Raw genomic sequence first — 12914 nt, 5'->3', positions numbered from 1 at the left:
TACGGGGCGTTACGACGCCCCGACTTTCAGCAGCTTGCCGTCCCGCTCGTCCGTCAGCAGATACAGGTAGCCATCCGGCCCGCTGCGCACCTCGCGAATGCGCTCGCCGCGATCGCCCAGCAGCCGCTCTTCCGCCACCACTTTGTCACCCTCCAACGTCAGGCGAATCAGCTCCTTTTGCGCCAGCGCGCCGATGAACAGCGAGTGCCGCCAGGCGGGGAAGCGCTGCCCGTCATAGAACGCCATGCCGCTGAGGCCGGGCGAAACCCGCCAATAGTGCAGCGGCTGTTCGGTGCCGGGTACCCGTTCCCCCTTGGCCTCCGGGATCGGCTGGCCGGAATAGTTGATGCCGTAGGTGGCCAGCGGCCAGCCGTAGTTTTTACCCGGCAGCGGGATGTTGAGCTCATCGCCGCCTCGCGGGCCGTGCTCGTGTTCCCAGATCGCGCCGCTCCACGGGTTCAGCGCCAGCCCTTGCGGATTGCGATGGCCATAAGACCAAACCTCCGGCCGTTTGCCGGCCTGACCGACCCAGGGATTGTCCGGCGGCGCCGCGCCTTCGGCGGTCAGCCGCACCAGCTTGCCCTGCAGCTTGTCGGTCTCCTGCGCCGTCGGACGCTGGTTGTTTTCGCCCAGCGCGATAAACAGGTAGCCCTGCCTGTCGAACGCCAGCTTGCCGCCGAAATGATTGCCGACCGACAGCTTGGGCAGTTGGCGGAAGATCACCTTGAAGTTTTCCAGCCGCGCGCCGTCGTCGCTCAAACGGCCGTAGCCGACCGCCGTGCCGGCTTTGCCGCCGTCACCCGGTTCGGCGAAGCTGAGGTACACCCGACGGCTGGCGGCGAAGTCAGGGGCCGGCAACACCTCCAGCAGGCCGCCCTGCCCCTCGGCGTAAACCTGCGGCACGCCGACGATCGGCGGCGACAGGCCTTTGCCCTGCTGCCATAGCCGCAGCCGGCCGGGCCGTTCGGTGATAAGCAGGCCTTGTTCCGCCGGCAAGAAGGCCAGCGACCACGGGTGTTCCAGGCCGTCCTGCAGTTGGCTGACCGTCGGCGCGGCGTGCAGCAGGCCGCTGCACAGCAGCAAAGCAGCCAGTAAAGTCAATCGGGGCATGGCATCCTCCTGAGGGTGAAATGACCCGTTTAGTGTAGCCCACTCAGCTGGCGCGGTCGTTTGCATTACATTTCAACAGGTTGCCTTTTGGCCGCAGTGTGCTTAAGTTAACCCATCACCCAGGAGGAATCATGGACATTACCGTTACCGACGCGATTGACGAACACACCCTTGATGCGATCAGGCAAGGTCTGCGCGCTTTCAACCTGCCGCATATCGACGCCCGTCACCGCAAGCCGCTCAGCGTCTATGCGCGCGACGAGGCCGGCACGGTGATCGGCGGGCTGACCGCCGAAACCTGGGGCAACTGGCTGAGCGTCGAGTGGCTGTGGGTGGCGGACTCCCAACGCGGCAGCGGCCTCGGCGGCCGGCTGATGCGCGCCGCCGAACGCGAGGCGCAGGCGCGCGGCTGTCGCTACGCTCGCCTGGATACCTTCAGCTTCCAGGCGCGGCCGTTCTACGAAAAGCTCGGCTATCAGCTGCAAATGACGCTGAAAGATTATCCGGTGGAACATGAGTGTTATTTTCTCACCAAAACCCTGACTGATTAATGGATGGACGGATGGACAGCAAAAGCATGGTGGTGAACTGTGTGGCATACAAAGCCGGCCAACGGCTGGGCGAAGTGACCATCGACGATATCAGCGAGGTGGTCAAACAGCCGGACACCTTCGTCTGGCTGGGGCTCAGGCAGCCGGAACCGGCGTTTATGCGCAAGGTGCAGGAGGAGTTCGGCCTGCACGATCTGGCGATCGAAGACGCGCTGTGCGCGCATCAGCGGCCGAAGCTGGAAACCTACGGCGACTCGCTGTTCATCGTGGTCAAAACCGCGCAGTGGGGCGAGCACGACGAAATCGAATACGGTGAAACCCACTTCTTCGTCGGCAAAAACTTTCTGGTGACGGTGCGCCACGGCGCCTCGCCCAGCTACGCGCCGATCCGCGCCAAGGCGGAAGAGAACCACAAGCAGATGTGCCGCGGGCCGGGCTTCGCCCTCTATTCGGTGCTGGACTTCGTGGTGGACAACTACCGCAGCGTGGTGACGCGCTTCGAGAGCACCATCGAGAATATCGAAGCCAACATGTTCCAGTCGGAGTTCGATCAGGCGGCGATCGAGAACGTCTATACCCTGCGCCGCCATCTGCTGGCACTGCGCAACGCCGCGCTACCGATGGATGAAATCTGCAACCAACTGATCCGCCTGCACGAAGAGGTGATCCCGAAAGAGCTGCGCGCCTACGTGCGCGACGTGCAGGATCACGCGCATCAGGTGGTCAGCAACATTGACGACATGCGTGAAATGCTGACCAACGCCATGCACGTCAACCTGGCGCTGGTGACGGTCAAACAAAACGAAGTGGTGAAACGGCTGGCGGGCTGGGGGGCGATTTTGGCCATCCCGACGGTGGTCTTCAGCCTGTACGGCATGAACTTCGCCGACATGCCGGAGCTGAAATTCCCGTGGGCCTACCACGCCACGCTGGGAGTGACCGCCGTCGGCTGCATTTTCCTGTATCAGAAGCTGAAGAAATCGGGCTGGCTGTAAGCGAAAAGCGGCGGCTGTTCCCGCCGGCGAAAACCCTCTGCGGGGCAGCCCGCCCCGCCGCTTCAATACAACTTCGGCCGCCGATCGCGATGCACGTGATTGTGGCGGCCGATGTGCTTGTCATCAGCCGCGCCGATATCCATCGATGCCAGTACCATGCCTTCGCCCGCCAGGCTCTGCGTCAACGGATAGCCGTCGGCGTCGACGATCACCGAGCCGCCGATCCACGCAACGCCGCGCTCCGTTTCACAACGATCGCACACCGCGATGAACAGCCGATTGACGGCGGCGTTGGCCTGCGCCTTCACCATCTCCGCCGGCCGTTCGCCCTGCGGGCGCGGCGCCAGCGGCCAGTTGACCGGCGCGCACAGCAGCTGAGCGCCGGCCAGCGCCGGCAGCCGCACCCACTCAGGGAATTCGAGATCGTAACAGATCATCACCGCCAACCGGCCGAAGCGGGTCTCGATGACCGGCGGCGGCCGATCGCCGGCGGTAAAAATGGTGCTCTCTTCGTGCCACAGGTGCGCTTTGCGATAAATCGTCCTCACCCCCTGCGCATCGATCAATGCCGCACTGTTGGCCACCTCGCCATCGGGCAGGCGCTCGCAGAAACCGGCGACGATCGCCACATCCAACTCGCGCGCCAGGGCTACCCACAGACTGAGGCTCGGCCCGTCCTCGGCCTCGGCCAACGCCCGCGCCTCTGTCTTATCGCGCAGCACATAGCCGCTGTTCACCAACTCCGGCAGCACGATGACGTTGGCGCCGCGCTGCGCCGCCCGGCGGATAGCCTGGGCGGACAGCGCCCGATTGTGTTCCGCTTCCCCGACCCGCAACGCTAACTGGCAGCATGCGACGCTGATTTTTTCCTTCACTCCCGTTCTCCTTCCAATAAACCCTCGCAGCACAACGCCACCCGCCGTTCGGCTTCAAGATCGAGCTTCCGGCACATCACGACATAAACGCTCCCGGCTACCAGCAGGCCGACCAGAAAAGCGATATCCGCGCCGCCCAGTAAAACAGCAAAGGGGCCGGTGTAAAAGCCCAACGTCATGAACGGCACCATCGCCAGCAGGCCGATCGCGTAGGCCGTCAGGCCGGAGCGCCCCCAGCGGCCGTAGATCCCCGCCGGGTTGAAGATTTCACCGATCGCGTAATGCCCGCCGCGTACCACGTAAAAGTCCATCAGATTCACCGCCGTCCAGGGCACCAGGAAATACAGCATCAGCAGCACGAAGGTATTGAAGCTGGTGAGATAGCTTGCCGGGATAGCCAACGCAACCGCAAACACCGTCAGGGCGACGACGCCAATGCCGATCATGCGTAATCTCAACGTCGGCGTCACTTTACGGAACGCGTCAATCGCGCTGAGGCTGGTCAGCATTGCGCCATAACAGTTGACCGCCATGATGCCGACCAGCGAGGGCACGGCGATCAGCACGGTCAGCGTGCCAAACCCCGGGTAAACGGCATTACCCACCGCCTGTACGCTGCCGATCGCATCGGGGGCCGGTAGGGCTGAGGCCAGAAATGCGCCCAGCGACATCAGCCAAAGCGCCGATCCGGCGGCCCCCAGATAAGTCCAAAAGATCACGTTGGCAGACGGCGTTTCATGCGGCAAATAGCGTGAGTAGTCGGAGACGTACACCGCGTAGCTGATCTGGTAGCCGGCGGCGGCCGACAGCTGAATCAAAAAGGCCGCCCACGAGAAATGCCCGGCGCCGACGGCGGCGTCCATCCGCAGCGACAACACGGCGCCGATTGTCAGCACGCCGAACACCGCCATCATCACATAGGTCAGCCAGCGCTGCACCGCATGCAGCATATCGTGGCCGACGATCGCCAACAGCACGGCCACCGCGATCAGCAACGCATACCAGGGCAGGCGGTGGCCCGGCAACACCGTGTTGATCGCATCGGTCGCGAGAATAACGTTGAACACATTGAAGCCGATGTAAACAAACACCACGGCGGCAAAGGGAACGATGGCCCCACGCAGGCCGAATTGGGCCCGCGACTGGATCATCTGCGGCAGCCCCATGCGCGGCCCCTGGTTGGCATGGCACGCCATGAAGAACGTGCCGAACCCTACGCCGGCGGCAATGGCCAGCATCGAATAAAGCGCGCCCAACCCCAGCGCCGGGCCGGTGAAACCGACCACCATCGTCGTCAAAACGAAATTACCGGTGAACCAAAACGGCGCCTGATGCCAAACCTTGCCATGCCGTTCGTGACGGGGCACATAGTCTATCGAGCGCACTTCAATTTTTGGGCGTGACGCCACATTGCGATTGTTCATGTCCCACCTCGTCTTTTCAACGCTCGGTTTGCGGCTGCAGCTGTGCTGCCGGGCGGCTCAACAGGCTGCCCAGCACGAAGGCGACGCCGCCGCCCAGCAGGCCGCCGTAGATTGGGCTGTTGGCGTCGATGCCGTGCCAGGCCATCAACCCCACCACGCACAGGCTGCCGGTCAACATGCTGGCAATGGCGCCGGCGCTGGTGGCGCGCGGCCAGAAGATCGCCCCCACCAGCGGGATCAGCATGCCGCCCACCAGCAGGTTATAGGCCAGCGTCAGCGCCGCCAGCACGTCACGTACCACAAACGCCAGCCCCAGCATGGCCATGCCCATGAGAAGCGTGGTGAAGCGCCCGGCGGCCAACCCGCCGGAAGGTTTGCGCCGGATGGCCGGCAATACGTCCTCCAGCGCGATAGTGGAAGAGGCCAGCAGGCAGGCGCTGGCGGTGGACATCAGCGCCGCCAACTCCGCGGCGGCCACCAGCCCGCTGACGCCGACCGGCAACACCGCCTGCGCGATGGCGGCGAAGGCGCCGTCGGTGTTGCTGAGCGACGGCAGCACGATCTTGCCGGCCATGCCGATCAGCGCACCGGTCACGCCGTACAGCACGCAATAGACGCCCGCCCCCAGCCCGGCGAAGCGCGCCACGTTGGCGCTGCGGGCGGTAAACACCCGCTGCCAGATGTCCTGACCGATCAGAATGCCGAAGAAGTAGATCAGGAAGAACACCAGAATGGTGTCCAGCCCGATCGACGACAGCCGGTAGTAACCGGCGGGCAGCAGGCTGGTGAACGCCTCCCAGCCACCGGCCTTGACGATGCTCATCGGCATCAGCACCAGCATCATGCCGACGGTCATGATGATGAACTGAATGATGTCGGTCAGCGTCAGCGACCACATCCCCCCCAGCGTCGAATACAGCACCACCAGCCCGCCGCCGAGCAGGATAGACGTGCTGAACGACAGGCCGAACATCACCTGCATCACGCTGCCGATGGCGATGATCGAGGTCACCGCCACCATCAGGTCATACGCCAGCATGATCGCGCCGCTGGTGACCCGCGCCGCCGGGTGATAGCGCCGCGACAGCACCTGGCTGACGGTATACAGCTTCAGTTTGAGCAGCGGCTTGGCCAGCACCAGGCTCAGCACCACGATGCCCAGCCCCAGCGCGCCGCACAGCCAGACGCCGGAGATGCCGTAGGTGTAGCCGAGTTTAACGCTGCCGATGGTCGATGCGCCGCCGAGCACCACCGCCGACAGCGTGCCCAGATACAGCCCCGGCCCCAGATTGCGCCCGGCGACCAGATACGCCTCTTTGGAATTGGCGCGGCGAATGCCCATCCACCCCACCGCGCCTATCACCAGAAAGTAAAACACCACGACCAGCAGATCGAGATTCATGGGTACCTCCACTCCGTTGTTATTGTTATCAGGGGTCCCGACGCAACCGCTCCGCCGGTAGGGTCAGTGCACCGGCCTCAGCGGGCCGGCAGCACGCACAACATTTCAAACAGCAGGTTGGCGGCCAGCAGCGCCGTGTTGCCGGAGCGATCGTAAGGCGGCGACACCTCCACCACGTCGCCGCCCACCAGGTTCAGCCCGCAGCAGCCGCGCACGATTTCCAGCCCCTGCCAGACCGACAGCCCACCGACCTCCGGCGTGCCGGTGCCCGGCGCGAAGGCCGGATCCAGCCCATCGATATCGAAGCTGAGATAAACCGGCGCATCGCCCATCTGTTCGCGGATCTCCGCCATCAGCGGCGTCAACGACCGGTGCCAGCAGGCCTCGGCCGGCACCACGCGGAAGCCCTGGCGGCGTGACCAGTCGAAGTCGTCCGCCGCATAGCCGCTGCCGCGCAGGCCAATCTGTACCACCTTTTCCGGCGCCAGCAGCCCTTCCTCGAACGCGCGGCGGAAGGTGGTGCCATGCGCCAGCTGTTCGCCGAACATCTCCTCGTTGGTGTCGGAATGCGCATCGACGTGGATCAGCCCGACCGGGCCATGTCGGCGGGCGACGGCGCGCAGCACCGGCAGCGTCAGCGTGTGGTCCCCGCCGAGCGTCAACGGCATGCAGCCGTGCGCCAGGATCTCGTGGTAAGCCGCCTCGATGCGCTGCACGCTGTCCGCCAGGCTGTAGGGGTTGATGGCGACATCCCCCAGATCGGCCACCTGCAGCCGTTCGAACGGGGCGGAGCCGGTGCCCATGTTGTAAGGGCGGATCATCACCGACTCCTGGCGGATCTGGCGCGGGCCATAGCGGGTGCCGCTACGGTTGGAGGTGCCGATATCCAGCGGAATGCCGACAAAGGCGGCGTCCAGACCGTGCGCCTGATCGGCTACGGGCAGGCGCATCATGGTGGGAATACCGGCAAAGCGCGGCATATCGTTACCGCTTTGGGGTTGGTTCAGCATGGCGTTTCCTTGTCTTGATCTGCGATGAATTGAAACATTTGAGCAACATTCGCAGACTACCCCGTTGGCCACCCCGGCTACCATTCCCGCTTTTGCATGTAAACATCGAAAAACGAGATGCAACTAACTCATTGAAGTATTGATTTTTATTTCCACTTCATGCCATAAGGAAGGCCATATCTTCAGCGCCGCCCCTATTTTTTCGATGTTAAAAATGGGTTAACCGGCCGACGTTCTGCGGAGGGGGAATGCTCACCAACCTAAGCGATATCGATCTGAAACTGCTGCGGGTGTTCGTCGCGGTGGCGGAAGCCCAGGGTGTCAGCGCCGCGCAGGAAGCGCTGCTGATGAACCAGTCCACCATCAGCACCCACCTGGCCTCGCTGGAAACCCGGTTGGGTTTTCGCCTGTGCCAGCGCGGCCGCTCCGGCTTCCGGCTGACGCCCAAGGGCGAACGCATGTTGATCGCCTGCCGCTCGCTGTTCAACGCCGCCCGCGACTTCACCCGGGTCAGCCAGTCGCTGAACGGCCTGCTGACCGGCGATCTGCAGATCGGTCTGGTGGATAATCTGGTTTCGCTGCCGGGCAACCCGTTCAGCCAGGCCATCAAGCACTTCCAGCGCCGACATCAGGACGTGCAATTGCAGTGCCGCATCTGCTCACCGAACGAGATTGAGCAAGGGCTGCTGCACCGGCAGCTCGATCTGGGCATCGGCTACTTCGGCCAACAGTTGGAGGCGTTGCGTTATCAGCCGTGGCTGGAAGAGACGCAGGCGATCTACTGCAGTGAGGATCACCCGCTGTTCGCGGTGGAAGAACCGGAGCGCGAGCAGATTGAAAACGCGCGCTGGGTCAAGCGCGGCTACCTGCTGGCGCAGCAGCTGTGTCCGATCGCACCGCCGCACCTGGCGGCGGTGGCCCACCATATGGAAAGCGTCGCCCATCTGGTGCTGAGCGGCACCTGTCTCGGCTACCTACCCACCCACTACGCGGCGCGCTGGGTGGAACAGGGGCTGCTGCGGCAGCTGGGCGGCGCGGCGCTCTCTTACCGCGCCACGCTCAGCCTGGTCAGCCGCCCCGTCCAGCCCGACGAGGCGTTGAACGCGCTGCTGGAGGATTTGGCGCGCGCCGCACGCCAATCGCCTCATCGCTGAGAGGCCAGCGCCCGATTCATGGCAAACAGCGTGCCGGTTAAAGACAGGATGAGGAGCCCGATAATGGCCCAGGCAAAAGAGGCCGCCCCGCCCCTGTCGAGCAGCATGCCGCCGATCGCGCCACCGGCGGCCACGGCGGTATTCCAGCCCGTGGTATACATGGACTGTGCCACGTCGGCCGCACGGCCGGAAAGGCGTGACAATGCCGTCTGCGTGAGGGTGGCAAAACCGCCGAAAGCCGCGCCCCACAATGCGACCGCGAGATACACCATCGGGGCTATCCGCCCCCCACTTCCCAGCAGCACGGCGGCGAGGGCAAAGATGACGATGCTCATCACCGTAAGAGATTGGACTCGTCGATCGACCAGCATCCCGGCGACGCCCAATCCGGCAATCGCGCCCAGCCCGAAGATAAACAGCACGATATCGACCCGCTCGGATAACCCCGACGGCGTGAGGAAAGGCTCCAGGTAGATATACAGAATGTTGTGGGCAACGATGAAGGTGAACACCACGAACAGCACGGCGCGGATCCCGCATTGCAAGAATACGCCGCTCAGAGACGGGCGATGCGCCTTAGCCTGGCCGGGGAAATCCGGCACGATGGCGATGATCCACACCACGAGCATCAGCGCCATCAACGTCATCAGGCCAAAGGCGCCCTGCCAGCCGATGGCTCGGCCAAGCAACGTGCCGAGCGGTACGCCGAGCACCAGCGCCAGGGTGGCGCCGGCGCCGGAGATCGCAATAGCGCGGCCGCCAAGATGGGCCGGTGACATGCGCACGGCGTAACCGGCCAGCAAGGACCAAACGATGCCGCCGAAAACGCCGGCGAAGAAACGCGTCGCCAATGAGACGTGGTAATCATGCGACAGCGCCGTGACGAGGTTAACGATGGCAAAACCGCCGATCGTACTCAAGAGCAAGGGGCGGCGCCGCATGCCTTGCGTCAATGCGGTGAGCGGAATAGCGGCGACCAACGCCCCCACCGCATAGGCGGTGATGAACTGCCCCGCCAGACTTTCAGATACGTTCAAATCGCCCGCGATCGAAGAAAGCACGCCCGCCGGCATGATCTCGGTCAGCAGCGTGATAAAAGCGGCCATCGCCAATGCCAGCAGGCCCCCCAGCGGCAACCGCTCGCTGCTCCCGGCAGGCGCAGATATCGTCGTTTGATTCATCAATCACTCCCCATTCAAAGATGTTTCCGCTCATTGCGGATGACGGTTGCATCATGCTGCCCACTCGCCGATAAAAGAAAAACAGGCTAAAGTGAATAACACTCATGACAAAAAATTCATCAATAGAATGGAAGCCTATGGAAAGTCTGGGTTCTCTCGACGTTTTCGTTCGGGTCAGTGAAAGCCGCAGTTTCACGGCGGCCGGGCAACAGCTGGGGATCTCCGCGTCGGCGGTCAGCAAAACCATCGCCCGGCTGGAGGAACGGCTCAGCGTGCGGCTGTTTCACCGCTCCACCCGCACGGTCAACCTAACGCCGGAAGGGGCCTTGTTCCTGGAAAGGTGTCGACGCATTTTGAGCGAGGTGAAAGAGGCGGAAGCCGAACTGTTGCAAACGCGGGGAACTCCCCAGGGCAAGCTGCGCATCAGTCTGCCGTCGCTGGGCACGCTTTTCATGCCAAAACTGGGGGACTTCAAACGCCGCTATCCTGAGATCGAGCTGGATATTGATTATTCGGATCGGCTGGTTGACGTGATTGAGGAAGGTTTCGATGCCGTTATCCGCAGCGGAACCCCGAGCGACTCACGGCTGGTTGCCCGCCGGCTGGGTACCTGCCGCAAGGTTTTCGTTGGCGCGCCGGGTTATTTCAGCAAAGCGGGTATGCCGAGCAAGCCCGAGGATCTGACAAGCCATGCCCGTTTGCATTATCGCTTTCCCAGCACCGGCAAACTGGATGTCTGGCCGCTGGGAGACAAGACGGAGATGATCCCCGAACGGCCGGCCAGCATGGTGACAAATACCCTCGATCCGCAGGTGTGCTTCGCGGAGCAAGGGCTCGGCATCGCTTATTTGCCGGAAATCGCCGTGCGCAGACAGCTGGAACAGGGCAGCCTGGTGACGGTTCTGGATGAATACGACCGCGAGAACATGGTTTTTCATGTCCTCTGGCCGTCGGGCCGCCACCTGTCAGTCAAAATCAGGCTGTTCGTCGACTTTGTGACGAGCCACCTTTTCCCGCTTTAAACGGCGTAGGCTGCCTTAACTGACCGGCATGCGCGCCGGATCGGGATACTGGTACTCAAAACCCAGCTCGTTGCAGATGCGGTTGCCGTCCACCAGCCGCTCATCCTGCACCGCTTCGTCGGCGAACTGCGGCGGCTCCAGGTGCAGCTGTTCGGCCAGCGCCGGGTAAAATTCGCGTTTGGCCGGATGATGCGGCGCGCACAGATTGTACACATGGCCGCCCTTCGGCAGCTTCAGCAACAGTTGGATGGCGGCGATGACGTCGTCCTGGTGCACCAGATTCACCCCCTGCGACCCGCCCTTCACGTCGAGTTTGCCCGCCAGGAAGCGACCGGGGTGGCGATCGGCGCCCACCAGCCCCGCCAGCCGCAGAATGTCCACCGAGGTGTTCGGCAATTCATGCAGCCAGCGCTCCAGCTCGGCCAGCACCTGGCCCGACGGCGAGACCGGCCGCAGCGGCGACTCTTCGCGCAGCGTGCCGGCGGTTTCGCCGTACACCGAGGTGGAACTGGTAAAGATCACCCGCGGCACGCCGAAGGCCATCGCGCTGTCCACCAGCATGCGCACCGCATTGAAATAGTTCTCGCTGCCTTCGACGGTGCGGCGCGCGGGCAGCGTCACCACCAGCGCATCCACGCGCAGCAGCGATTCCAGATCGTCCGGATCGCACACCAGCTCCGGCGTCAGCTCCAGTTGATAGCATTCGATGCCGCTCATGCGCGCGGCCTCGACGCCGTCCGGCGTGGTTTTGCTGCCGACCACATCATACCCGCGCCCCATCAGCGACAGCGCCAACGGCATGCCCAGCCAACCCAAACCAATAATGGCTACCTTTTTCATCCTCTTCCTCTCCTGAAGATCGCAGCGCCCTGCTCTTAAGGCTACGCCACTGTGCACGGCGATACAATCTGCCCGGCTTAAGGTTAGGTAAAGCCGTGTGTGGCTAATAACCTAACCTGTTTCAATAAATTAAATTTATGACGTTAAAAAAGGGTTGCGCGGTGGACAGCGGATAGTTTAGCTTAATTGGCATACGGTTTTTACCGGCTTTTGATTAGAGAAAAACACCATGACACGCGTTCAGTTCAACCACCATCATCACCATCACCCTGACTAGTCTTTCAGGCGATGAGTGCTGGAAGACGGTTTGTTAATCTTCCAGTGGCGCGCAGAACGCAAGAGAGAGCCCTCGGAAGATATCTTCCGAGGGTTTTTTTTTGGCTCCGGACAGACAAAAAGAATAGTTTTTACAATAAATTCATAAAATTACAGATTAAACAGAGGTTACCATGCTGGACAAGACACGTTTACGGATCGCAATGCAGAAGTCGGGCCGCCTGAGCGATGAATCCCAGGAACTGCTGGCGCGCTGCGGCATCAAGATCAACCTGCAGCAGCAGCGTCTGATCGCCTTCGCCGAGAACATGCCGATCGATATCCTGCGCGTGCGCGACGACGACATTCCGGGCCTGGTGATGGACGGCGTGGTCGATCTGGGCATCATCGGCGAAAACGTGCTGGAAGAAGAGCTGCTCAGCCGCCGCGCTCAGGGCGAAGACCCGCGTTACTTCACCCTGCGCCGCCTCGATTTCGGTGGCTGCCGCCTGTCGCTGGCCACCCCGCTCGACGCCGAATACGCCGGCCCGCAAAGCCTGCAGGACGCCCGCATCGCCACCTCTTACCCGCACCTGCTGAAGCAATACCTCGACCAGCAGGGCGTGCGCTTCAAATCTTGCCTGCTGAACGGTTCGGTGGAAGTGGCGCCGCGCGCCGGCCTGGCCGACGCCATCTGCGATCTGGTCTCTACCGGCGCCACGCTGGAGGCCAACGGCCTGCGCGAAGTGGAGGTGATCTACCGCTCCAAGGCCTGCCTGATCCAGCGCGACGGCGAAATGCCGGAAGCCAAACAGCAGCTGATCGACCGCCTCATGACCCGCATTCAGGGCGTGATCCAGGCGCGCGAATCCAAATACATCATGCTGCACGCGCCGAGCGATAAACTGGACGAGATCGTCGCGCTGCTGCCGGGCGCCGAGCGCCCGACCATTCTGCCGCTGGCCGGCGCGCAGAACCGCGTGGCGATGCACATGGTCAGCAGCGAAACCCTGTTCTGGGAAACCATGGAAAAACTGAAAGCGCTCGGCGCCAGCTCGATTCTGGTGCTGCCGATTGAAAAGATGATGGAGTAAC

General features: G+C 62.7%; 13 protein-coding genes and 1 other annotated feature. Of the genes, 6 read left to right on the top strand and 7 right to left on the bottom strand.

Going from position 1 to position 12914, the window contains the following annotated elements; genetic code table 11:
• Positions 1–9: 9 nt before the first annotated feature.
• Positions 10–1110, bottom strand: coding sequence for a PQQ-dependent sugar dehydrogenase (locus QDT79_RS12260; protein ID WP_308316559.1), 1101 nt, complete (start codon positions 1108–1110; stop codon positions 10–12).
• A 131-nt stretch (positions 1111–1241) separates the two neighbouring features.
• Between QDT79_RS12260 and QDT79_RS12255 the strand changes: the two genes are divergently transcribed.
• Complete coding sequence (locus QDT79_RS12255; protein WP_063989357.1) at positions 1242–1661, top strand: GNAT family N-acetyltransferase; 420 nt, start codon at positions 1242–1244, stop codon at positions 1659–1661.
• 11 nt (positions 1662–1672) lie between these two features.
• A complete protein-coding gene (locus tag QDT79_RS12250) occupies positions 1673–2656 on the top strand; it encodes a magnesium and cobalt transport protein CorA (RefSeq protein WP_025302200.1) in 984 nt (327 codons plus the stop codon).
• Between the two features lie 62 nt (positions 2657–2718).
• On the opposite strand, the gene QDT79_RS12245 is transcribed toward QDT79_RS12250, so the two are convergent.
• The 4 genes from QDT79_RS12245 to speB form a co-directional block, all read right to left on the bottom strand.
• Positions 2719–3531 carry a nitrilase family protein gene (locus QDT79_RS12245; protein ID WP_308316558.1) on the bottom strand — a complete coding sequence of 271 codons (813 nt, stop codon included), beginning with the start codon at positions 3529–3531 and terminating at the stop codon, positions 2719–2721.
• Complete coding sequence (locus QDT79_RS12240) at positions 3528–4955, bottom strand: purine-cytosine permease family protein (protein WP_107227675.1); 1428 nt, start codon at positions 4953–4955, stop codon at positions 3528–3530. Before QDT79_RS12240 ends, QDT79_RS12245 begins: the two co-directional genes overlap by 4 nt.
• 16 nt (positions 4956–4971) lie before the next feature.
• Positions 4972–6357 carry a sodium:solute symporter family protein gene (locus tag QDT79_RS12235; protein ID WP_308316557.1) on the bottom strand — a complete coding sequence of 462 codons (1386 nt, stop codon included), beginning with the start codon at positions 6355–6357 and terminating at the stop codon, positions 4972–4974.
• Between the two features lie 77 nt (positions 6358–6434).
• A complete protein-coding gene (gene speB, locus QDT79_RS12230) occupies positions 6435–7367 on the bottom strand; it encodes an agmatinase (RefSeq protein WP_063989353.1) in 933 nt (310 codons plus the stop codon).
• Positions 7368–7615: 248 nt separating this feature from the next.
• Between speB and QDT79_RS12225 the strand changes: the two genes are divergently transcribed.
• Positions 7616–8521 (top strand): LysR family transcriptional regulator, encoded by a 906-nt coding sequence (locus tag QDT79_RS12225; protein WP_063989352.1) that lies wholly within the window; start codon positions 7616–7618, stop codon positions 8519–8521.
• Here the strand turns inward: QDT79_RS12225 and QDT79_RS12220 are convergent.
• Positions 8512–9702, bottom strand: a complete 1191-nt coding sequence (locus QDT79_RS12220) for an MFS transporter (protein WP_308316556.1) — start codon at positions 9700–9702, stop codon at positions 8512–8514. The genes QDT79_RS12225 and QDT79_RS12220 overlap by 10 nt on opposite strands.
• A 137-nt stretch (positions 9703–9839) precedes the next feature.
• Between QDT79_RS12220 and QDT79_RS12215 the strand changes: the two genes are divergently transcribed.
• Positions 9840–10724: a LysR family transcriptional regulator gene (locus QDT79_RS12215; RefSeq protein WP_033637772.1), complete on the top strand. Its 885-nt coding sequence runs from the start codon at positions 9840–9842 to the stop codon at positions 10722–10724.
• Positions 10725–10739: 15 nt separating this feature from the next.
• On the opposite strand, the gene QDT79_RS12210 is transcribed toward QDT79_RS12215, so the two are convergent.
• A complete protein-coding gene (locus QDT79_RS12210; RefSeq protein WP_107227672.1) occupies positions 10740–11564 on the bottom strand; it encodes an SDR family oxidoreductase in 825 nt (274 codons plus the stop codon).
• A gap of 229 nt (positions 11565–11793) precedes the next feature.
• Between QDT79_RS12210 and hisL the strand changes: the two genes are divergently transcribed.
• Both hisL and hisG read left to right on the top strand, forming a co-directional pair.
• The gene (gene hisL, locus QDT79_RS12205; RefSeq protein WP_100396937.1) at positions 11794–11841 is read left to right on the top strand and encodes a his operon leader peptide; all 48 of its coding nucleotides are present in this window, start codon (positions 11794–11796) and stop codon (positions 11839–11841) included.
• Positions 11817–11943: a sequence feature (His leader region), on the top strand. Its footprint overlaps the gene before it by 25 nt.
• 70 nt (positions 11944–12013) lie before the next feature.
• Positions 12014–12913 carry an ATP phosphoribosyltransferase gene (gene hisG, locus QDT79_RS12200; protein ID WP_308316555.1) on the top strand — a complete coding sequence of 300 codons (900 nt, stop codon included), beginning with the start codon at positions 12014–12016 and terminating at the stop codon, positions 12911–12913.
• The last annotated feature ends 1 nt before the right edge of the window (position 12914 follow it).

This window comes from Serratia marcescens, from assembly GCF_029846115.1.
Lineage (GTDB): Bacteria > Pseudomonadota > Gammaproteobacteria > Enterobacterales > Enterobacteriaceae > Serratia > Serratia marcescens_L.
Note: the sequence above shows the minus strand (reverse complement) of the source record. Positions and strands in the feature narration are given on the sequence as shown.

Bases quoted from the DNA above. Each gene is read 5' to 3' on its own strand.
- QDT79_RS12260 (WP_308316559.1), bottom strand. From the start codon at position 1,110: ATGCCCCGATTGACTTTACTGGCTGCTTTGCTGCTGTGCAGCGGCCTG.
- QDT79_RS12255 (WP_063989357.1), top strand. From the start codon at position 1,242: ATGGACATTACCGTTACCGACGCGATTGACGAACACACCCTTGATGCG.
- QDT79_RS12250 (WP_025302200.1), top strand. From the start codon at position 1,673: ATGGACAGCAAAAGCATGGTGGTGAACTGTGTGGCATACAAAGCCGGC.
- QDT79_RS12240 (WP_107227675.1), bottom strand. From the start codon at position 4,955: ATGAACAATCGCAATGTGGCGTCACGCCCAAAAATTGAAGTGCGCTCG.
- QDT79_RS12235 (WP_308316557.1), bottom strand. From the start codon at position 6,357: ATGAATCTCGATCTGCTGGTCGTGGTGTTTTACTTTCTGGTGATAGGC.
- speB (WP_063989353.1), bottom strand. From the start codon at position 7,367: ATGCTGAACCAACCCCAAAGCGGTAACGATATGCCGCGCTTTGCCGGT.
- QDT79_RS12225 (WP_063989352.1), top strand. From the start codon at position 7,616: ATGCTCACCAACCTAAGCGATATCGATCTGAAACTGCTGCGGGTGTTC.
- QDT79_RS12220 (WP_308316556.1), bottom strand. From the start codon at position 9,702: ATGAATCAAACGACGATATCTGCGCCTGCCGGGAGCAGCGAGCGGTTG.
- QDT79_RS12215 (WP_033637772.1), top strand. From the start codon at position 9,840: ATGGAAAGTCTGGGTTCTCTCGACGTTTTCGTTCGGGTCAGTGAAAGC.
- QDT79_RS12210 (WP_107227672.1), bottom strand. From the start codon at position 11,564: ATGAAAAAGGTAGCCATTATTGGTTTGGGTTGGCTGGGCATGCCGTTG.
- hisG (WP_308316555.1), top strand. From the start codon at position 12,014: ATGCTGGACAAGACACGTTTACGGATCGCAATGCAGAAGTCGGGCCGC.